The 20,227-nt window shown below is 72.9% G+C and carries 16 protein-coding genes; 6 read left to right on the top strand and 10 right to left on the bottom strand.

Translation table 11 applies throughout. The features are described from left to right. Positions 1 to 302: 302 nt before the first annotated feature. A complete protein-coding gene (locus ACFV1J_RS18885; protein ID WP_385859487.1) occupies positions 303 to 1,637 on the top strand; it encodes a D-alanyl-D-alanine carboxypeptidase family protein in 1,335 nt (444 codons plus the stop codon). 557 nt (positions 1,638 to 2,194) lie between these two features. Next, a complete protein-coding gene (locus ACFV1J_RS18890) occupies positions 2,195 to 2,398 on the top strand; it encodes a cold-shock protein (protein WP_030416471.1) in 204 nt (67 codons plus the stop codon). An 81-nt stretch (positions 2,399 to 2,479) separates the two neighbouring features. Here the strand turns inward: ACFV1J_RS18890 and ACFV1J_RS18895 are convergent, their stop codons facing one another. From ACFV1J_RS18895 to ACFV1J_RS18905, 3 genes are all read right to left on the bottom strand, one after another. Continuing rightward, positions 2,480 to 3,058 (bottom strand): GNAT family N-acetyltransferase, encoded by a 579-nt coding sequence (locus tag ACFV1J_RS18895; RefSeq protein ID WP_385859489.1) that lies wholly within the window; start codon positions 3,056 to 3,058, stop codon positions 2,480 to 2,482. A gap of 59 nt (positions 3,059 to 3,117) precedes the next feature. Then, positions 3,118 to 3,312: an antitoxin gene (locus ACFV1J_RS18900; RefSeq protein ID WP_385859491.1), complete on the bottom strand. Its 195-nt coding sequence runs from the start codon at positions 3,310 to 3,312 to the stop codon at positions 3,118 to 3,120. A 76-nt stretch (positions 3,313 to 3,388) separates the two neighbouring features. Beyond that, positions 3,389 to 4,414 carry an alpha/beta hydrolase gene (locus tag ACFV1J_RS18905; RefSeq protein WP_385859760.1) on the bottom strand — a complete coding sequence of 342 codons (1,026 nt, stop codon included), beginning with the start codon at positions 4,412 to 4,414 and terminating at the stop codon, positions 3,389 to 3,391. Between the two features lie 227 nt (positions 4,415 to 4,641). Here ACFV1J_RS18905 and ACFV1J_RS18910 point away from each other — a divergent pair, with 227 nt between their 5' ends. Next, positions 4,642 to 4,911 (top strand): hypothetical protein, encoded by a 270-nt coding sequence (locus tag ACFV1J_RS18910; protein ID WP_385859493.1) that lies wholly within the window; start codon positions 4,642 to 4,644, stop codon positions 4,909 to 4,911. Positions 4,912 to 4,935: 24 nt separating this feature from the next. Here ACFV1J_RS18910 and ACFV1J_RS18915 read toward each other — a convergent pair whose 3' ends face one another. Genes ACFV1J_RS18915 through ACFV1J_RS18940 form a run of 6 tightly spaced genes read right to left on the bottom strand, consistent with a single transcriptional unit; the run spans position 4,936 to position 14,504 of the window. Continuing rightward, entirely contained in the window at positions 4,936 to 7,980 is a 3,045-nt protein-coding gene (locus ACFV1J_RS18915) for an alpha-mannosidase (protein ID WP_385859495.1), read from the bottom strand. Positions 7,981 to 8,028: 48 nt separating this feature from the next. Continuing rightward, positions 8,029 to 10,113 (bottom strand): endo-beta-N-acetylglucosaminidase, encoded by a 2,085-nt coding sequence (locus tag ACFV1J_RS18920; RefSeq protein ID WP_385859497.1) that lies wholly within the window; start codon positions 10,111 to 10,113, stop codon positions 8,029 to 8,031. Further along, entirely contained in the window at positions 10,110 to 11,417 is a 1,308-nt protein-coding gene (locus ACFV1J_RS18925; RefSeq protein WP_385859499.1) for a glycosyl hydrolase, read from the bottom strand. Before ACFV1J_RS18925 ends, ACFV1J_RS18920 begins: the two co-directional genes overlap by 4 nt. A gap of 48 nt (positions 11,418 to 11,465) precedes the next feature. Then, a complete protein-coding gene (locus ACFV1J_RS18930) occupies positions 11,466 to 12,329 on the bottom strand; it encodes a carbohydrate ABC transporter permease (protein ID WP_385859501.1) in 864 nt (287 codons plus the stop codon). Next, complete coding sequence (locus tag ACFV1J_RS18935) at positions 12,326 to 13,195, bottom strand: carbohydrate ABC transporter permease (protein ID WP_385859503.1); 870 nt, start codon at positions 13,193 to 13,195, stop codon at positions 12,326 to 12,328. Before ACFV1J_RS18935 ends, ACFV1J_RS18930 begins: the two co-directional genes overlap by 4 nt. A 13-nt stretch (positions 13,196 to 13,208) precedes the next feature. Beyond that, a complete protein-coding gene (locus tag ACFV1J_RS18940; protein ID WP_385859505.1) occupies positions 13,209 to 14,504 on the bottom strand; it encodes an ABC transporter substrate-binding protein in 1,296 nt (431 codons plus the stop codon). Positions 14,505 to 14,779: 275 nt separating this feature from the next. Here ACFV1J_RS18940 and ACFV1J_RS18945 point away from each other — a divergent pair, with 275 nt between their 5' ends. The 3 genes from ACFV1J_RS18945 (at position 14,780) to ACFV1J_RS18955 (ending at position 19,588) form a co-directional block, all read left to right on the top strand. After that, complete coding sequence (locus tag ACFV1J_RS18945; RefSeq protein WP_385859507.1) at positions 14,780 to 15,865, top strand: LacI family DNA-binding transcriptional regulator; 1,086 nt, start codon at positions 14,780 to 14,782, stop codon at positions 15,863 to 15,865. 613 nt (positions 15,866 to 16,478) lie between these two features. After that, positions 16,479 to 18,020: an SDR family oxidoreductase gene (locus ACFV1J_RS18950; protein WP_385859509.1), complete on the top strand. Its 1,542-nt coding sequence runs from the start codon at positions 16,479 to 16,481 to the stop codon at positions 18,018 to 18,020. 62 nt (positions 18,021 to 18,082) lie between these two features. Next, positions 18,083 to 19,588, top strand: coding sequence for a phytoene desaturase family protein (locus ACFV1J_RS18955; RefSeq protein WP_385859511.1), 1,506 nt, complete (start codon positions 18,083 to 18,085; stop codon positions 19,586 to 19,588). Here ACFV1J_RS18955 and ACFV1J_RS18960 read toward each other — a convergent pair. Continuing rightward, positions 19,575 to 20,027 (bottom strand): spore-associated protein A, encoded by a 453-nt coding sequence (locus tag ACFV1J_RS18960; protein WP_385859513.1) that lies wholly within the window; start codon positions 20,025 to 20,027, stop codon positions 19,575 to 19,577. The genes ACFV1J_RS18955 and ACFV1J_RS18960 overlap by 14 nt on opposite strands. Positions 20,028 to 20,227: the final 200 nt, after the last annotated feature.

The following is a 20,227-nucleotide window of genomic DNA, read 5'->3' on the forward strand; positions in this document are numbered from 1 at the left end:
AGGGGACAGACCGGAGGACGAAGTCTGTAGGGCTGTCACCGCACCCAAAAACACCACGCCCGCCGCCAGGCGCAACGGCGAGACGCCCAACGGCGGGACAGCCGACAGCGTGGGAGGCGCCGCAAAGCGGCAACGGCGAACAAGCCCCGCGGCGGGACGGTCAGGTACGTACGAGGCGCCGCAAGCGGCAACGGCGAGCGAGCCCCGCGGCGGGACAGACGGGTACGTGCGGGGGCGCCGCAAAGCGCCGGATGGCGTAAGCCAACCGGCGGCCCGTCGAGGTCGTTCCTAGCGTGGGCCTCATGTCGAGCGTGAGATGGGCCCCCGTCAGAGCCGTGACCGTCGCGGCGGTTTGTGTCGTCGGCCTGCTGGCCGTGCCCGGGCCGGCGGCGGCCGATGGGCCGCACGGGATCGATGATCTGCGGGCCGGGGCCCGCCCCGCGGCCGATGCCGGGGACCGGCTGGACCGGCGTGGCGTGCAGTTCGTGGCCCGGCGGGACGTACCGGAGCCGCCCAAGGTGTCCGCGCTGTCGTGGATGGTGACGGACCTGGGGAGCGGCAAGGTGCTGGCCGCCAAGGACGCCCACCGGCCGCTGCCGCCCGCCAGTACGCTCAAGACGCTCTTCGCGCTGACCGTGCTGCCGAGGTTCTCGCAGGGGACGGTGCACACCGTCTCCCTGGAGGACCTGGCCGGCATCGAGGCGGGCAGCTCGATGGCCGGGCTCAGGGAGGAGGTGCCGTACCACGTCGCCGATCTGTGGCACGGCGTCTTCCTGCGTTCCGGCAGCGACGCGGTGCACGCGCTGGCCGCCATGAACGGCGGCTGGGACAAGACCATCGACGACATGCAGGAGACCGCGCGCCGCCTCGGCGCCCGGGACACCCGGGTGGAGTCCGCGGACGGCTTCGACACCCCGGGTCAGGTGTCCTCCGCGTACGACCTGTCGCTCTTCGGGCAGGCCGGGCTGACCGACCCCGACTTCGCGGAGTTCGCCGCGACGAAACGGGCCCAGCTCCCGCAGGACGGCGGCCCGGACGCGTTCGGCATCCAGAACACCAACCGGCTGCTGGTCGGCTCGCACGGCGTACGGCCGTACGAGGGACTGATCGGGGTGAAGAACGGCTACACCACGCACGCCGGCAACACCCTGATCGCGGCGGCCCGGCGGGACGGCCGGACGCTGCTGGTGACCGCGATGAACCCGCAGTCCGGCGCGGCGAACGCGGTGTACGAGGAGACCCGGGCCCTGTTGGACTGGGGGTTCGAGGTGGCGCCCCGGGCCGCCGCGGTGGCCATGCTGCCGGGCGTCGCCAAGGGGTGGCAGGACGCCGGGGCCGAGCATGTCGCCCACCGGCCGCCACCTGTGCACCCCCTGACCGTGACCGGCGCCCGGGCGGACGCCGATGGTGCGGGACGCCAGTGGTGGCTGCTGTCGTCGGCGGCGGCCGTCGGGGTGATCGCGGCCGCCGGCCTCGGCACCGGGCTGTGGTGGCGGCGTCGTAGGCGGAGCGCGGCCACCGAGGCAGGGACGGGGGCGGAGACGAAAGCGAATACGGAAGCGGGGACGGAAGCGAAGGGGGAAGCGGGGATGACGGACGCGGTCGTGGAGGCGGGGCTGGGGGAGGGGAAGTCCTGATGTCGGACGCCGCGGAAGCGTGTGTCAGTGCTTGTAGGCGTCCAGGTCGCCCGGCCGGCTCTCCAGCGCCTCGCGGTGCGGCCACCCCGCCTTCCGCCGAGCGGCCCCGTCGGCTCCGAACGCCGACCTGGTCCTCGACCGCCGGCCCATTTTCCTCGGATGTGCGTGGGTGATGGTCTATGACATGGTTTCGGCGGCGTCAGCGGGGGTGAGGGCGGGGCGGACGGGTTGTTGGGTACGAGCCGTTGCGCAGTCGTCCGGGCCACCCCGTCGGTATCGCACAGGTATCCGATAGGTCAGGTATACGGAGGACATCCGATGGCCCTGGGGCGGTGAAGGACGACGCGTCCGTCACGGACCTGCCGCCCGCCGGGCGTTGCTCGGTGTAGCGTCCTGAACAGCTGTCGTGGTTCCGAAGTACCGGGCGCCCGTGTCGCATTCACGGGCGTTCTTGCTGTGCGTGTGCGTGTGCGGTGCGTCTCCGGACCCAAGGCGATCACCTCCGGGTTCCGCGGTCGCGGAACCCGATCCGAGCCCCTTGAACGAAGGAGACAGATATGGCTTCCGGCACGGTGAAGTGGTTCAACTCGGAGAAAGGCTTCGGCTTCATCGCCCAGGACGGCGGCGGCGCCGACGTCTTCGCGCACTACTCCAACATCGACGCCACCGGCTACCGCGAGCTCCAGGAGGGCCAGAAGGTGACGTTCGAGGTCACCCAGGGCCACAAGGGCCCGCAGGCGGAGAAGATCCGGCTGGCCTGACCCGTCCGCGGCATGCGGAAAGCGGCGCCCGTTCCCGTCCGGGGGCGGGCGCCGCTCCGTTGTCCGGATACGCCCGCGGCCTTACGGGCGACGGTCGTTGAGGATCTTCTGGAACAGCCGGTGGTCGCGCCAGGCACCGTTGATGTGCAGATAGTTCTCGGCCGTGCCGAACGCGGTGAAACCGCACTTCAGCAGGGTCCGCTGGGACGCGAGGTTGTCGACGAGGGTGCCCGCCTGGAGGCGGTGCAGGCCCAGTTCGGTGTCGGCCGCGGCACAGACCGCGTTCACCGCGGCGGAGGCCAGGCCGCGGCGCAGCTGCCCCGCGTCGATCCAGTAGCCCAGGTTGGCGCTGCGGAACGGGCCCAGCACGATGCCGGTCAGGGTGATCGCACCGACGACCTCGGGTTCCCCGGCACCGTCGTCCGGCCGCCGCTCCAGCACCCACGGCACGGTGTGCCCGGCGCTCCGCTCCGCGAGCAGCCCGCGCAGCCGGGCCGCCTGGCCCTCGGTGGTGAAGAACGCGTCGTCCCGGTCCGGTTCCCAGCGGCGGAGGTGGTCCCGGCTGCGCCGGTAGGAGCGGGCGAGGCCGGCGGCGTCCTCCGCCGTGGCGGGGCGCATCAGGACGTCAGGGGTCAGCCGGGCGGACGACGCGGAGATCATCCGCACAGCGTACGGTCGGCGCGGCGGCCCGGCACTGCCGTGGGGAAAACCCGTTCGGTTCAGGGCTGCGGCGGCCGGTCCTGGCCCTGCTCGCGGCCGAACCGGTCCCGCAACTTGTCCTGCGCGGTGTCGACCTGCCCGGAGTACTTGCCCTGGGTCTTCTCGTCCACGAAGTCGCCGGCCTTGTCGACGCCCTTGCCGGTCTGCTTCTCGTGACCCTTCAGCATCTGCTTGAGCTTGTCCATCACGGACATGGTGTGACCTCCTCGGGACGGCCCCCGCCACTCCAGCATCACCCCCACTCGGGTGATCTGCATCCGCGGCCCGAGGTCAGGAACGGCTCGGCACCGGGGCCTTCAGATGGTCGCTGATGAACTTCAGGGAACCGTCGGCCATGCCCTTCTGGTAGTCCCAGGCGTTGTGCCGGCCGCCGGGTATGAGCTGCAGCGCGATGTGGATCGGGCCCTTGCCGTAGGTGTTGCGGAACTTCTGCATGGGCAGGGTGACGGCCGGGGACTCCCGGGTGCCCGCCTGAAGGGCGAGGTAGACGTCCGGGCCGCCCTTCTGGAGCAGCCGTCGGGCAAGCTTTTCCGGGTTGTTGGCGTCCTTCTCCGCCTGGTGCCCGGCCCACAGCGGGGAGTCCGGCACGATGTCCGGCCCACTGGCGATCGCCGCCTTGAACGTGTCGGGGTGCTTCAGTACGGACTTCAGTCCGGCGAAGCCGCCCGAGGACGAGCCCATGAACGCCCAGCCGTCGCGGGACCGGAAGGTGCGGAAGTTGGCCTTCGCCAGGTCCACCACGTCCTCGGTCAGCCAGGTGCCCATCTTCTGCTGGCCGGGTATGTCGCTGGCGTCGTGGTAGCGGGTGTCCGGGTTGAGCATCGGCATCACCACGATGAACGGCAGGCTCTTGCCCTCCGCGGTCCACCGGGTGAGGTTCTCCTGGAGCTTGATGTCGCCGCCGACCCAGTAATTGGTGACCCCCTCGGCGTCCTGCGGGCTGCCCAGGCCGCCCGGCAGGGCGATCAGCACCGGGAATCCGCTCTTGGCGTATTTCGGGTCCTGGTACTCCTTCGGCGCCCAGACCCAGACGCTGCCGGTGACCCCGGACTTGCGGCCCTTCAGCGTGGTCCGCGCGATGTGCGTGCCGTCGTCCAGCGTCCGGGTGACCCGGAAGTCGCTCTTCGGGCCCGTCGGCATACGGGTGTCGGTGTCCACGGGCTTGACGGGCGCGGCCCCGTCCGGTTTGGCGCCGGCGTTGAAGTCGACCGGCTGCCCGGTCTCCGAACAGCCGGTGAGCAGTGCGCAGGAAGCGACGAGGGCGGCCGCGAGCGCGACGGCGTAGGGGTGTTTCAACGGGGACTCCGGGACGGTGAGCAACAGCACGTGCCCTTGCACGTGCTCATATAGAGGGAAAAGGGGTGGCCCGGGTTCCCTCGTACCGGGCCGGCCGGACGATCCGGCGCGGAGCCCTGGCGCGGACCGGTTCACCCGAACGGCCCTACGCGCCCCGACCGGTTCCGCAGCGGCGCCCCGGGACCGCTCGACAGGCACGGCACCGCGGTCCGGCCGAGAATGCAGCGGTGAGCGAAGAACACCGCAGTGCCGAGGATCCCGCCCGCGCCACGGGTGACGAGGAACGCCGGCTCGCCCGCAAGGCGCTGGCCGGCCGGGCGCGGGACGCGGCGGACCTGTCGTTGCTGATGGACATGCTGGACCTGGATCCGGCCCGGGACCCGGGCCGCGGCGCCGCGCACCCACCGGCGGCGGACCACGGCCGTCCGCCCGGGCGCGGGCCCCGGGCCGGCCGTGCCCGCTCCCGGCTGCGGCCCGATCGGGGCGACACCCCCTGATCCGTCCCCCGCCGCGACGACCGGCTACCGGCCGTCGCCCGCCCGGCGCAGTCGCAGCGTCACGATCTGGAACGGGCGCAGCCGCATCCGCACCGCGTTCCCCTGCCGGTCGAGCTCCGGACCGTCCTCCCACGGGCGCTCCAGCAGATCGGTGGCGACCGCACCGGCCAGCTCGAACCCGGTGGTGAGCACGGTGGTGGCGCGCCCGCCGTGGGCCTCGTGGAGGCGGACGACCACGTCGCCGCTCACGTCGTCGGCGAGCTTCACCGCGGTCACCACCGCCGCGTCGTTGTCGACCGTGACCAGCGGCGGCACCGCGCCCGCGCCGGTGATCCGACGCTCCGGCAGATTGATCCGGTGGCCCTCGCGCACCGCGTCGGCGATGTCCGCGCCGGGCACCAGCGCACAGCGGAAGCGGTGCCGGCCCTGGTCGGTCTCCGGGTCCGGGAAGCGCGGGCCACGCAGCAGCGACAGCCGCACGGTCGTGGTGGTGCCGCGGTCGCCGTCGTCCCGGACGGTGCGGGTCACGTCATGGCCGTAGACCGCGTCATTGACCAGCGCGACACCCCAGCCCGGCTCCTCGACGTGCACGAAACGGTGCGCACACGCCTCGAACTTGGCCGCCTCCCAGCTGGTGTTGGTGTGCGTGGGCCGGTACAGATGCCCGAACTGGGTCTCCGCGGCGTACCGCTCGGCGTGCACGTCCAGCGGGAACGCGGCCTTGAGGAACTTCTCCGTCTCGTGCCAGTCGACCTCGGTGTCGACGTCCAGCCGCCGCTGCCCGCGCGCCAGCGTCAGCGACTGCTCCACCCGCGAATCCCCGAACGTCCGGGACACCCGCACCGTCACGGCGTCCGGGCCCGCCGCACCGAGGGCCACCTCGTCCGCGTCCGTCAGATCGGTGACCACATTGCGGTAGAACGCGTCCACGTCCCAGGCGTCCCACATGTTCGGGAAGTCGGGGTGGATCTGCAACAGGTTCGCCGCCGCCCCGGGCGCCACCGCCTCGCGGCCGGCCACCAGGTCGTACGCCGAGACCACCAGACCGCGGCCGTCGATCCCGATCCGCAGCAGCCCGTTGGTGAGCGTGAAACCGCCGTCGTCGCGGGGCGTGACGGACACCTCCGGGCCCTCGGGCGCCGGCGGTGCCAGCGCGCCGGCCGCCACCCCGCCCCGGGCGTGCGGCGCGGAGTTCACCGCCAGCCCGGTGTCCCCGTCGCCGGCCAGCGCCGCCAGCGCGCCCGCGATCAGCTCCTCCAGCTCGGCCGCGACCGCCGCGTACGTCCGCGCCGCCTCCCGGTGCACCCAGGCGATGGACGAACCGGGCAGGATGTCATGGAACTGGTGGAGCAGCACCGTCTTCCAGATCCGGTCCAACTCCTCGTACGGATACGGGTGTCCGCGGGTCACGGCGGCGGTCGCCGACCACAGCTCCGCCTCCCGCAGCAGCGCCTCGCTGCGCCGGTTGCCGCGTTTGGTCTTCGCCTGGCTGGTCAGGGTCCCGCGGTGCAGCTCCAGATACAGCTCGCCCACCCACACCGGCGCCTGCGGGTACTCCGCCTCCGCCCGCGCGAAGAAGTCCGCGGGCCTCTCCCACACCACCGTCGGCGACCCGTCCAGATCGCGCAGCCGCCGGGCCTTGGCGATCATCTCGCGGGTGGTGCCGCCGCCCCCGTCGCCCCAGCCGGTCGGCGCCAGCGAGTGCCGGGCCACCCCCTTGTCCTTGAAGTTCCGTGCCGCGTGGGCGAGTTCAGCACCCGACAGCTGGCAGTTGTAGGTGTCCACCGGCGGGAAGTGGGTGAAGATCCGCGTGCCGTCGATGCCCTCCCAGCGGAAGGTGTGGTGCGGGAAGGAATTGACCTGGCTCCAGGAGATCTTCTGGGTCAGCAGCCACCGCGCGCCCGCCGCCCGGATGATCTGCGGCAGCCCGGCGGCGAACCCGAAGGTGTCCGGCAGCCACGCCTCCTCGTTCTCGACGCCGAACTCCGCCAGGAAGAACCGCTTGCCGTGCACGAACTGCCGGGCCATCGCCTCCGACCCCGGCATGTTGGTGTCCGACTCCACCCACATCCCGCCCGCCGGGACGAACCGGCCCTCCGCGACCGCCTTCTTGACCCGGGCGTAGACCTCCGGCCGGTGCTCCTTGAGCCACGCGTACTGCTGCGCCTGCGACATGGCGTAGACGAACTCCGGCTCGTCCGCCAGCAGCGCCGTCATGTTCGACGTGGTCCGTGCCACCTTCCGGACCGTCTCGCGCAGCGGCCACAGCCACGCCGAGTCGATATGGGCGTGGCCCACCGCGCTGATCCGGTGCGCCGAGGCCGCCGCGGGCGCCGCCAGTACCTCGCGCAGCTCCGAACGGGCCGCGGCCGCCGTCGCGTTGACATCTCCCAGGTCCACCGCGTCCAGCGCCCGGCCGACCGCCCGCAGCACCTCCCAGCGCCGCGGGCCGTCCACCGGGAGCTCCGCCATCAGCTCGCCCAGCACCTCCAGATCCTGGATCAACTCCCACACCTCGGTGTCGAACACCGCCAGATCCATCCGCGCCAGCCGGTACTGCGGCGCACTGCCCGCGGTCTCCCGGTCGCCCAACGGCGTGGGCAGGAACGGGTGCACGTCCAGGATCACCGGGTTGGACGCGGCCTCCAGATGCCATGCGACGCGCTCACCGCCGCGCACCGGCGCCCCCACCCGCACCCACTGGTTCCGCGGGTTGAGCGCCTTGACCGGGCTGCCGTCGGGCCGGTACACGAGCGCCTCGCACTGGAACCCCGGCATCCGCTCGTCGAAGCCCAGGTCCAGCACCGCCTCCACGGTCCGCCCGGCCCACCGTTCCGGCACCTGCCCGCGGACCTGGAACCAGGTCGTACCCCACGGCGCGCCCCAGGCGTCCCCCACCGCCACCGGCGTGTGCTCGGCGGCCAGGCCCACTTCCACGGCCACCGGCTCACCGGGCGCGACCCAGGCCGCGACCTCCAGGGGGACCGACTCCGGATACAGCGCCGGCCGGATGCGCTCGTCCAGGACCCGCTTGAGCCGGGCTTCGACCAGTGCGCGATCGTCATGCATGGCAGGGGCTCCGTAGCGTCGAGAAGGAGGGGCGGGAAGGGCTGACGGTCACCAGGGGACGTCGGTGCGGGCGGGCGCCGAGACCGTGAACAGTTCGTGCACCGCCCGCACCTCCAGCCGGACGGCCGCCTCGCCGGCGGCCCGCCGCAGCCCACGGACGTAGTACGCCGTGCCGCAGGTCCCGCCGAGGAACTCGCGTCCGCCGTCCGGGAGTTGGCGGTACAGGGCGTAGTGGCGCACCGGTCCGGTGGCCCGCTCCCAGCGCAGCCGCAGGGCGAGCGCACCGTCCGTGGTGGCGCGGTCGGTGACCCGCAGCCCGGTGGGCGCGGCCGGCGACCCGGCGCCGTCATGGACCGCCAGCGCCCCCAGCCGCCAGGCCACCGCACCGCCGCCGCGGCCGGTCAGCCGCACCCCCAGCGCACGGACCGTCCCCGGCACCAGCGGGCCGAGCCGCACGGTGTCGGTGCGCCAGCCGCCGCCCGGCTCCAGCGTGCCGGCCGGCAGGAAGGCGTACGGAGCGGGCTCGCCCGGCGCCGGCGCGTCCCGCAGCGCCACCGCCACCTCGACGGTCACCGGCCCCGACGACGGATCCAGGCGATGGGTGAGGCCGACCACCGTGTCCGCACCGGCCGGCAGCCGCGCCGGGAACAGCTCCAGCGTCGCCGGGGCGTCCGCCGCACCACGCACCAGCAGACTGCTGCCGCCGCGCCAGGCCGCGGCGAAGTCCAGCGAGACCTCCGGCCGGGCGCCCGTCGTGCGCACCGCCCAGCGCCGCGGCGGCAGCACGTCCTGCAGCCCGAGATGGTTCCAGGGCACGTCCGAGACCGGGCGCCCGTCCTCGTACCAGCGGAGTCCGTGCCCGGTGTTGAAGGAGGTGGCGAACGGCAGCGAGGTCAGCACCGACCGGTCCGCGACCACGGCGGCCGGCGCCCGCCAGCCGTCCCCCGCCCCGCCCGGCACGGTCGGGTCCAGCCGCTCGCCCGACCAGAACCGGTCGTCCGCGGCATGGAAGTCACGCGGCGTACGGCCCTCGGGCAGATGCGTCAACGTCCACTCCGGACGGTAGAAGCCGTACGAGACGACATGATCGCGACCGGCCGGGACGATCGCGTCCCAGTCCGTGCGGGTGCCCCAGCCGGCCGACTCGACATCGACCCCGGCCCACAACGCGTAGCGGCTGCGGCCCAGTTGACCGGCGAGCCGGCCGGAGTCCGCGAGCGACCGGGCGCTCCAGCGGAAGTCGAGGAACATCGAGTCGGCGACCGGCCCGGCGGCGTCCTGGAAGAACGGCCGGTTGAGGTCGTTGAGCGCCCCCTGCCAGCCGACCTGCCCGGTCCGGTTCATCGCGTCGTACCACGTGAGGCGCAGTCCGCGCCGGGCACCCGCCGCGCGCAGCGCCCGCAGGAAGCCCTGCATGTCGGCGGCGAGCGCGGCGTCCCCGCCACCGGTCTCGGCGTTGACGAACCAGCCGTCGAAGCCGTACGCCACGGCCACCCGCGCCAGCTTCGCGGCGAGCGGGAAGCGCCCCGCGGCGTCCTTCCGCACCAGGTCACGGGTCCAGCGCAGCTGTCCGCCGTAGGCGGCCGGCGGCAGGAAGACGGTGCCCAGGACGGGTACGCCGTTGCGGTGCGCGGCGTCCACGACCGGGGCGTTCGGCGCGAGGATCAGCCCCTCGCCGGACGAGCCGCCCCAGAAGACCAGCTCGTCGAGGTACGCCCAGTGCGTCGGCGCGTAGGTGTCGGCGGTCGCCGAGCCCTGCGAGGGATTGCCCGCGGTGTGGTCGAAGGCCGCCAGGGCGCTGATCCGGGCCTGCCCGGCACGGGCCGAGGTGTTGGCCGGCACCGGCGTGAACCGCTCGGCGAGCGGCACCGACGCCCTGTTGAACGGCAGATCCCGATCGGACCCGGGCGTCCACGCCGCGAGGCTGCGCCACACCACGCCGTCGCCGGGCGTGCCCTCCGGCAACGAGTCGGGGAACCAGTACGACGCGTACGGCTGGAGCGGGTCCGCGGCACGGGTGCGGCCGGCGGCCGCCGCACCGCCGGTGAGGGGCGGGCCGCACAGGGCGGCCGCGGCGCCCGCCCCGGCCAGCAGTACACGACGGCGGGTGACGGGCAGCGGGCGGTGGGTCATGAGGTGCTCCTCCGGTGGGGGACGGACGGCGGCCGGCGACGCGCGCCGCCGGCGGAGCCGCCGGATGCGCGGACCTCGTCGGGTGACACGACCTCGGTGATGCCACGTGCGGTCAAATGCGCCCGGTCTCCGGCGAGTTCGGCCAGTACGAGGGCCGGGCGGGCGCCCTGGGCGGTCAGCTCCGCCCACGCCTCGAAGACCGGGCCGCCGGGTGCGCACACCGACCGGCGCGGCGCCGCTTCGGCCCCGCCCACGTCCACGATCAGCGCGCAGCTCCGCACCGGCGGCCGGTGCTCCCGGCCGCGCCACTCGGCGGCCAGCGCCGCGAGCGCCCGCCCGGCCGGCTTGACCGTACGGTCGGTGCGGAGCAGCCCGAGCCCGTACTCCAGCTCCGGGAAGTCCGCCAGCGAACGGGACACGTCGTGCGAACACCACCAGGTGACGCCCCACAGGTCCGGGCAGTCCAGGACGGCCGCGACGGTGGCCCCGGTGAAGTGCGCCGCCCGGTCCGCGGGGATGTGCGGCGCGGGCGCGCCGACCTCCTGGAGCCACACCGGGCGGTGCGGGTCCGTCGCCCACGCCTTGGACAGCTCGACGAGATAGGCGGCGTGCTGCTCGGTGGCGGTGCCCGCCGGTCCGTGGCGCTGCGCGGTGCCGTTGAACACCCAGGAGTGCACGGCCGTCACGGCCCCCAGCCGGGCAGCGTGCGCCGGTGTGAACGGATGACCGTCGCGGTACCAGGCGGCGTCGTACGCGGCGTGCAGATGCGTCCGGCCCGGCGCGCCGCGCTCACAGGCCGCCAGCATCCGCTCCAGCCAGGCCGCGGCCTCCGCGCCGGTGAGGTGGTCCGGGTCCGGGTGCGGCCCGTCGGAGAACTGGTTGATCTCGTTGCCGAGCGTCATCCCGAGGAAGTGGGGGCGGTCGGCGAGCGCGGCCGCGAGCGTGCGCAGGTACTCCTCCTGGCCGGCCAGCACCTCGGGGTCGGTGAAGAGGTTGCGGCGGTGCCAGGTCCGCGTCCAGGCGGGCAGGAAGTCGAAGCTCGACAGATGCCCTTGCAGACCGTCCACGGTGACGTCGAGCCCGCGCTCGGCCGCCGCGTCCGCCAGCTGCACCAGCTGGTCCACGGCGCGCGGCCGGATCAGCGTGCGGTTGGGCTGGAACAGCGGCCAGAGCGGGAAGACCCGGATGTGGTCCAGGCCGAGCGCGGCGACGGAGTCGAGATCGGCACGTACCGCGTCGAGATCGAAGTCCAGCCAGTGGTGGAACCAGCCCTGGGTGGGCGTGTAGTTGACGCCGAATCGCATGGGACTCCTGAGGTCGAAGGCGGCGGGACGACGGCGGGGCCGGCGGGTTCAGCCCTTGACGGCGCCCTCGCCGACACCACGGAAGAAGGAGCGCTGGAGACAGGCGAAGAGCACGATCAGCGGCAGGACGGCGATGACGGTGCCGGCCGCCACCAGCCGCTGGTCGTCGGCGAAGGTGCCGTGCAGGAAGTTCAGGCCGATGGTCAGGGTGAACTTCGACTGGTCGCTCAGCACGATCAGCGGCCACAGGAAGTCGTCCCAGGCCCCCATGAACGCGAAGATCGCCACCACCGCGAGGGTGCCCCGCACCGACGGCAGCGCGATCCGCACGAACCGCTGCCAGGCGTTGGCGCCGTCCACGAAGGCCGCCTCCTCCACCTCGTACGGCAGCGCCGCGAAGGCGTTGCGCATCAGCAGCACGTTCATCGCGCCGATGCAGCCGGGCAGCACCACGCCGAGCAGGGTGTTGTTCAGCTGCAGCGCCCGCATCGTCACGAACTGGGCGATCATGATGCTCTCGACCGGGACCAGCATCGCCATGAGGAAGACCACCAGCGCGGCCCGGCGTCCCCGGAAGCGCATCCGGGCGAGCGCATAGCCGGCGAGCGCCGCGCCCGCGCAGTTGGTGAGCACATTGGCGGTGGCGACCTTCAGGGAGTTCAGCGCGAAGTCCCAGACCGGGATGATCCGGGCCACGCCCGCGTAGTTGGCCAGCGTCACCTCCTGCGGGACCAGGCTCGGCGGGTAGCGGTAGATGTCCTCGCCGGGGCCCTTGAGGGAGGTCGACAGCTGCCAGAGGAACGGCCCTACGGTCAGCGCCAGTACGGCGAGCAGCAGCGCGTAGCGGAGCGCCAGCTGCCACCGCGGTAGCCGCCGCCCGGCGCGCTCGTCCCGGGGTGCGGTCGCGCTCATGCCTCCTCCTTGCGGTTCGCGCGCAGCACCAGCAGCATCAGCCCCAGGGTGAGCACGAAGACCACGACGGACAGCGCCGAGGCATAGCCGACCCGGCCGGACAGCCCGGTGCCGGCCTGCTGGACGAGCATCACCAGCGTGGTGTCCTCGCCACCGGGCCCGCCGGTCGGACCGGCCATCAGATAGACCTCGGAGAACACCTTGAACGCGCTGACCGAGGAGAGCGCGGCCACCAGCACCATCGTGGAACGCAGGGCGGGCACCGTCACGGTCAGGAAGCGGCGCACCGCACCGGCCCCGTCGACCGCGCAGGCTTCGTGCAGTTCCCCGGGGACGTTGGCCAGCGCCGCAAGATAAATGATCATGTAGTAGCCGAGGCCCTTCCAGACGGTGACCGCCATGGCGCTGAGCAGCAGCAACCACGGATCGCTGAGGAACCCGGCCGTTCCGAAGCCCAGCCCCGCCAGCAGCGCATTGATCAGCCCCCGGTCGTCCAGCAGCCACACCCAGATCAGCGACACCACCACGACGGAGGCCACCACGGGGGTGTAGAACGCGGCCCGGAAGAAGGCGATCCCGGGAACCTGCCGCTGTACCAGCATCGCCAGCAGCAGCGGCAGGACCACCAGCAGCGGGACGACCCCGAGGACATAGAGCAGGCTGTTCCGCAGTCCGGTCCAGAACATCGCGTCATGGAGCAACTCGCGGTAATTCGCGCCCCCGACGAACCGCCCCTCGGTGAGCGTGCGGGCATCGGTGAAGGAATGCGCCACCGTACTGAGGAACGGATACAGACCGAAGGCGAGGACGATCAGCAGTCCGGGGGCGAGGAACAGCCAGGGACTCGCGGGACGGTGCCTTTTCACGGCGACCTCGGGCTCAGCCGGTCTTCAGCAGACGGTTGCACTCGGCGACCGCACCGTCCAGCGCCGCCTCCGGCGACTGCTTTCCCTGTACGGCCCGGGCGACCGCATTGCGCAGCACGGTCTTCATCTGGTCGCTGAGCAGCACCGGGGTGTAATTCACCGCGGTCTTCAGGGACTTGGCCGAGGCCACCCGCACCCGGGTCGCATCGGTGCCGTCCTCCTTGGTGAAGTACGGATCGTCCAGCGAGCCCTTGGTGCTCGGGAAGATCGTGACCTCCTTGGCGAACGCCATCTGGTTCTTCTTGTCGGTGACGAAGTGCGCGAAGGCCACCGCCGCCGGCTTCACCTTGCTCTGCGCGTTCACCATCAGGCCCTGGACATACATATTGGCCTTACCGGTGTTGTTGACCGCATCCGTGATACCGATGTGCCGGTACAGGCTCGGCGCGTCCTTCTTGAAGTTCTGCAGATCGAGCGCGCTGCCCGGATTCATGGCGACGGACTGCTGCGCGAACTTCCGCCCCGCCGACTCGGCCTGCGCGGTCAGCGCCTGGGAGTCCAGCGCCCCGGCCGCGTACAACTCCCGGTAATGCTTGAGGAGTTCGACGCCCTTGGGCTCGTTGAAGGTGAACGCGGTGCCCCGGGCGTTCATCAGTCGTACGCCGTAGCGGCCGAAGTCCTCGATCGACGGCGTACTGGCGAGCATCGCTATTGTGCGGCCGCTCCTCTTCGCCATCGCCACCGCGTCCGTGAAGAGCTGGTCATAGGTGGTCGGCGGTCGGTCCGGGTCCAGGCCGGCCTTCCTGAAGAGCTCCTTGTTGTAGAACATCGGCCCGGTGTTCAGATACCAGGGAAAGGCGTAGACGCCCGACCGGCCCGGCACCTCATGGCTCTTCCAGGCCCCGTCGAGATATTCTCCGCGGTATTTTCCGGCGGCCTTCTCCAGATCGAGCGCGAGCCCGGCCTTCGCCAGCGGACAGGCGAGATCCGGGGACACGTTCACCACGTCCGGCAGGGTGCCGCCGGCCGCGTCCGCGCTGAGTTTCTCCGGATATCCCTCGGCCGGCTGGTCGATCCATTTCACCCGGGCGTCCGGATACTTCCGCTCGAAGTCCTTGATGAGCCGCTCGAAGTAATCCTTGAAATGGGCCTTGAGGTTCCAGGTCTGGAAGGTGACCTGTCCCTCTACCTTCCCCGAGGCGCTGTCCCCGGATCCGCCGCCGGATCCGCAGGCGGTCAGGGTGATCGCCGAGACGGCCAGAACCACGGCCGCGGCGCCGGCTCGGCGGGGAACGGTGACTCTGCGCATGGCTGGCGGCTCCTCTGCTCGGACCAGACCCGCAGGAAAACGTCGCGCACCGGCCCCGGGAGGGGAAGTTCCAGGCCGTTTCGGCGGGCATTTCCACGGGACCTCGGGCGACAACGCGGCAGACGCTACTAATGCGCTTTAGTGAGTGTCAATACCCGTGCTGCGAACGGAACTTCGGATGACTTGAGAAGGGGTTCGACACACGTTTGACACACCGTTTCGCGCTGATCAGACTGAGGCGCACCAACGCGGTTCAGTGCGAGGAGAGCCCGCCCATGACAGCGCCCGGTGGGGCCGCCCGCCGCAGGCCGGCGCGCCGGCCCACGATCAAGGACATCGCCCGCCGGGCCGGGGTCTCGGAGAGCGCCGTCTCCTTCGCGCTCAACGACCGCCCGGGCGTCTCCGACGACACCCGCGCCCGGGTCCGCCGGGTCGCCGAGGAACTCGGCTGGCAGGCCAACAGCGCCGCCCGCGCCCTCTCCGGCGAACGCGCCGGCGCCCTCGGGCTCGTCCTCGCCCGCCCGGCCCGCACCCTGGGCGTCGAGTCCTTCTTCCTGCAACTGGTCTCCGGCATACAGGAAGTGCTCTCGGCCCGGCGGATCGCCCTGCTCTTCCAGGTCGTCGAGGACCTCGACACCGAGTGCGCGCTCTACCGCCGCTGGTGGGCCGAGCGCCGGGTGGACGGCGTCCTCGTCGTCGACCCCCGCGTCGAGGACCCCCGCCCGGAACTCCTCACGACGCTCGGCCTGCCCGCCGTCGCCATCGGCGGCCCGGCCGGCCCCGCACCCTCGGAGGAGCCGGACGCCGCGCCGCCGCAGCTCCCGACCGTCTGGGCGGACGACGCCAGGGCCATGGCCCGCGTCCTGGACCACCTCCACGGCCTCGGCCACCGCCGGATCGTGCACGTCGCGGGCCTGCCGGACCTCGCCCACACCGCCCGCCGGATCCACTCGCTGCGCACCGAGGCGGCCCTCCGCGGCCTCGACGAGCGGCAGGTCCGCTCGGTCACCACCGACTACTCCGACGCGGAGGGGGCCAAGGCCACCCGCCGCCTCCTGGACGAGGCCCGGCCGCCGTCGGCGATCATCTACGACAACGACGTGATGGCGGTGGCCGGTGCCTCGGTGGCCGCCGAGCGCGGCATCCCCGTCCCCACCGCGCTGTCGATCGTGGCCTGGGACGACTCGGCGCTCTGCCGGGTCACCCACCCCCGCCTGACCGCCCTGGTCCGCGACACCCCCGGCTTCGGCCGGCTCGCCGCCCGGGAACTCCTCACCGTCCTCGACGGCGGCCCGCCGCGCACCGTCCAGGGCGAACTGCCCCACCTGGAGGCCCGGGAGAGCACCGGGCCTTGTGGGTGAGGGTCGCCTCCCACGTACCTGTCTGTCCCGCCGTCGGGGTTGCTCGCCGTTGCGCTGTGCGGTGCCTCCCACGTACCCGTCTGCGGCGCCGCGGTTGTTGCTCGCCGTAGCGCCTGGCGGCGGGCGTTTGTTTGTCGGGTGCGGTGACAGCCCTACAGACTTCGTCCTCCGGTCTGTCCCCTCCCGTGAGTGGGTGGGAAGAGGCGAGTGGGGGCGGGCGTGGTTCCCTTCACCGCCCGCGCGTACGGGCCACGGGCACCCCCACCGGCCGTTCCCTTTCCCCCTACGGGAGGGGCTGGACCGGAGGACGAAGTCTGGAGGGCCAGAACCGCACCCGACCACCACCAGCCCGCCGCAGGCGCAACGGCGAACAAGATCCGCGGCGCAGCAGACGGGTACGTGCATGGCGCCGCCAAGCGCAACGGCGAGACGCCCCGCGGCGGCGCAGACAGGTACGTGGGAGGCGCCGCACAGCGCAGCGGCCCGCGGCGGGACAGACTGGTACGTGCGGGGCGCCACAAAGCGCAACGGCGAGCAACGAGCACGGCGCTGCAGCCGAGTACGTGGGCGGCGCCGCACAGCGCAGCGCCCCGGTACGTGAGGAGGTCCACCCATGGCCGACACCGGTGCCGCTGCCGCACCGCGCGCCCTGGTCACCGGCGCCACCGGCTACCTCGGCGGCCGCCTGGTGCCCGAGCTGCTCGCCGCCGGATACGCCGTCCGGGCGCTGGCCAGGACGCCCGAGAAGCTGCGGGACCACCCCTGGGCCGGGGACGCGGAGATCGTCCGCGGCGACGTCACCGACGCCGGCTCGATGCGCCGCGCGCTGACCGGCGTCGATGTCGCCTACTACCTCGTGCACGCCCTCGGCACCGGCCCCCGGTTCGAGGAGACCGACCGGCGGGCCGCGCGGATCTTCGCCGAGGAGGCCCGCGCCGCCGGCGTGCACCGCATCGTCTACCTCGGCGGGCTCACCCCGCGCGGCATCCCGGACCGGGACCTCTCACCCCACCTGCGGTCCCGGGCCGAGGTCGCCGACATCCTGCTGGCCTCCGGCGTGCCCACCGCCGTGCTGCGCGCCGCGGTCATCATCGGCTCCGGTTCCGCCTCCTTCGAGATGCTGCGCTACCTCACCGAACGGCTGCCGCTGATGATCACGCCGAGCTGGGTGCGCACCCGCATCCAGCCGATCGCCGTCCGCGACGTGCTGCGGTACCTCGTCGGCTGCGCCCGGCTCCCCGCCGGCGTCAGCCGGACCTTCGACATCGGCGGCCCGGACGTCCTCACCTACCGCGACATGATGCAGCGTTACGCCCGGGTGGCGGGCCTGCCGGAACGGCTCATCCTGCCCGTCCCGGTGCTCACCCCCCGCCTGTCCAGCCTCTGGATCGGCCTGGTCACCCCCGTCCCGCCGGGCATCGCCCGGCCCCTGGCCGAGTCGCTGCGCCACGAGGTCGTCTGCCACGAACACGACATCGCCCGCTACGTCCCCGACCCGGACCCGCCCGGCCACCCGCTGCCCTTCGACGACGCGGTGGACCTGGCGCTGCGCCGGGTGCGGGACGCCCAGGTCGCCACCCGCTGGTCCGGCGCCGCCGTACCGGGCGCGCCCAGCGACCCGCTGCCCACCGACCCGGACTGGGCCGGCGGCAGCCTCTACACCGACCGGCGCGAGGTCACCGTGCACGCACCGCCGGAGACGCTCTGGCAGGTCGTGGAGGGCATCGGCGGAGAACACGGCTGGTACTCCTTCCCGCTGGCCTGGGCGGTGCGCGGCTGGCTGGACCGGCTGGCCGGCGGGGTCGGGCTGCGCCGCGGCAGACGGGACGCCGGCCGCCTCCGGGTCGGCGACTCGCTCGACTTCTGGCGCGTCGAGGCGGCCGAGCCCGGGCGCCTGCTGCGGCTGCGCGCCGAGATGCGGCTCCCCGGCCTCGCCTGGCTGGAGATGACGGTCGCCCGCGACGCCGAGGGCCGCACCCGCTACGTCCAGCGGGCGCTGTTCCATCCGCACGGGCTGACCGGCCATGCGTACTGGTGGTGCGTCGCCCCCTTCCACGCCGTGGTGTTCGGCGGCATGGCCCGTAACATCGCGGCCGCCGCCGAGGCCGCCGCCGAGGCCAAGGCCGAGGCCGAGGCCGGAGCCCGGCCGGCGTGAACTCCGCACCACCGCGCGCCGGTTGCGCACCCCGCCGGCCTGCGCCTTGGCATGCTGGCGACATGACGAAACGGGTGGGACGGGAACGTGACGCGGCGGTCGTGGTGGGCGCCGGACCGAACGGGCTGGCCGCGGCGGTCACGCTGGCGCAGGCCGGACTGAAGGTGACGGTCTTCGAGGCGGCCGACGAGATCGGCGGCGGCGTCCGCAGCGGTGAGCTGTTCGCCCCCGGCCTGCTGTTCGACCACTGCTCCTCGACGCATGTGATGGGCGCCGGCTCGCCGTATCTGCGCACGCTGGACGTCGCGGCGCACGGGCTGGAGTGGTGCTGGCCGGAGATCGACCTCGCCCATCCGGTCGACTCCGGTGGTGCGGGGGCGCTGTACCGGTCCGTGGCGCGGACGGCGGACGGGCTCGGCGCCGACGGTCCGGCGTGGACGCGGCTGTTCGGACCGCCGGCCGCCGACGCCGAGGTGCTCACCGACGCCGTCATGAAGCCCCTCCTCAGGGTGCCCCGGCATCCGGTCCGGCTCGCCCGCTTCGGGCTTCGCGCCCTGCAGCCCGCCACCGCGCTCGCCGGCCGCTTCCGCACGGAGGAGGCGCGCGGCCTCTACGGCGGGGTGGCGGCCCACCTCTTCGGGCCGCTGAACGGGCCCGCCGCCGCATCCGTCGGGCTCATGATCATCGCGGCCGGCCACCGGTTCGGCTGGCCGGTCGCGAAGGGCGGCTCGGCGGCCATCGCCCGTGCCCTGGCCGGACTCCTCACCGCAGCCGGCGGCCGGATCGAGACCGGCGTGACGATCCGCTCCCTCGACCAACTGCCGCCCGCCGCAACGGTGTTGCTCGACCTGGCACCGGCCGCCGCGGCGGCCGTGATCGGCGACCGCCTGCCGTCCCGGGTACGCCGCGCCTACACCCGCTACCGGCACGGCCCCGCCGCCTTCAAGCTCGACCTGGCGGTCGAGGGCGGGGTGCCCTGGCGCGCCGACGCCTGCCAGCGGGCCGGCACCGTCCACCTCGGCGGCAGCTTCGCGCAGATCGCGGACGCCGAGCGGCAGATCCACCGCGGCCGGATGCCCGAGCGCCCGTTCCTCCTGGTCTCCCAGCAGTACCTCGCCGACCCCGGCCGTTCCGCCGGCGACCTCCATCCGGTCTCCGCGTACGCCCATGTGCCGCACGGCTACCGCGGTGACGCCACCGCCGCGATGCTGGCGCAGTTCGAGCGGTTCGCCCCCGGTACCCGCGAGCGGATCGTCGGCCTCACCGCCACCTCGACCGCCGAACTGGAGCGCGGCAACGCCAACTTCGTGGGCGGTGACATCATCGGCGGCGCCAACACCCCGCTGACCCTGACGATGCGTCCGCGGATCGCCCTCGACCCGTACGCCACCGGTGTGCCCGGGGTCTACCTGTGCTCGGCGTCGACCCCGCCGGGCGCCGGCGCCCACGGGATGTGCGGCCACAACGCGGCACGTTCGGCGCTGCGGGCACTGGGCATGCACGGACGGCGGTCCCCGGATGGGCTGCCGGGGACCGCCGTCGGCCGCCGGGCGGTCAGTGGTGGGTGACCGCGCCGTGCGCCATCCGGCCGCAGTTGGAGCCCGAGACGCTGACGCTCACCGTTTCGATGGCGCCGCCCCAGTCCACGCACCGGCCCTTCGCCGGGAGATACACCGGACCGGCGTAGGTGGTGTATTGCCCGCTGTCGTAAACCCAGTCGGAACTGCCGTCGGTCGCCGTGATGTACGTGTAGACGTACACCGGCTTTCCGGGCTTGTTCCGCACGGTCACGACACAGTTCTTTCCGGTCTTCGCGCTGTACGTCAGGTACACGGTCCCCTTTCCGGTGACCGGTACGGAATTCACCACCCGGTAGCCGCTGCCACAGGCCCCGTTGTACGCGGCGGTGACGGTCGGTGCGGCGGTGGCGGTGGTCGCCGTGGCCATCGTGGCGAGTCCTGCCACGGCGAGTACGGCGGATCCTGCGATGGCACGTGAACGCTTCATGGGAAATACCCCCGTCGATGGGTGCGTCGCGTGGTCATTTCGCAGTGTTGGACCCGGAGCGGCACGGAAAGGTTGTAGCGCCGCGGGAATTCCCCCGTTGTTCGAATCGAGTGGTCGATACCGGTGTGCCGGGCGAGGCGCCGGACGACTTCCGGCCGGTTCCCGGCGCCCCCGGGTGGGGGGGCGGGGACAGGGCGGGA

Source organism: Streptomyces sp. NPDC059649 (genome assembly GCF_042734445.1).
Taxonomy (GTDB): Bacteria; Actinomycetota; Actinomycetes; order Streptomycetales; family Streptomycetaceae; genus Streptomyces.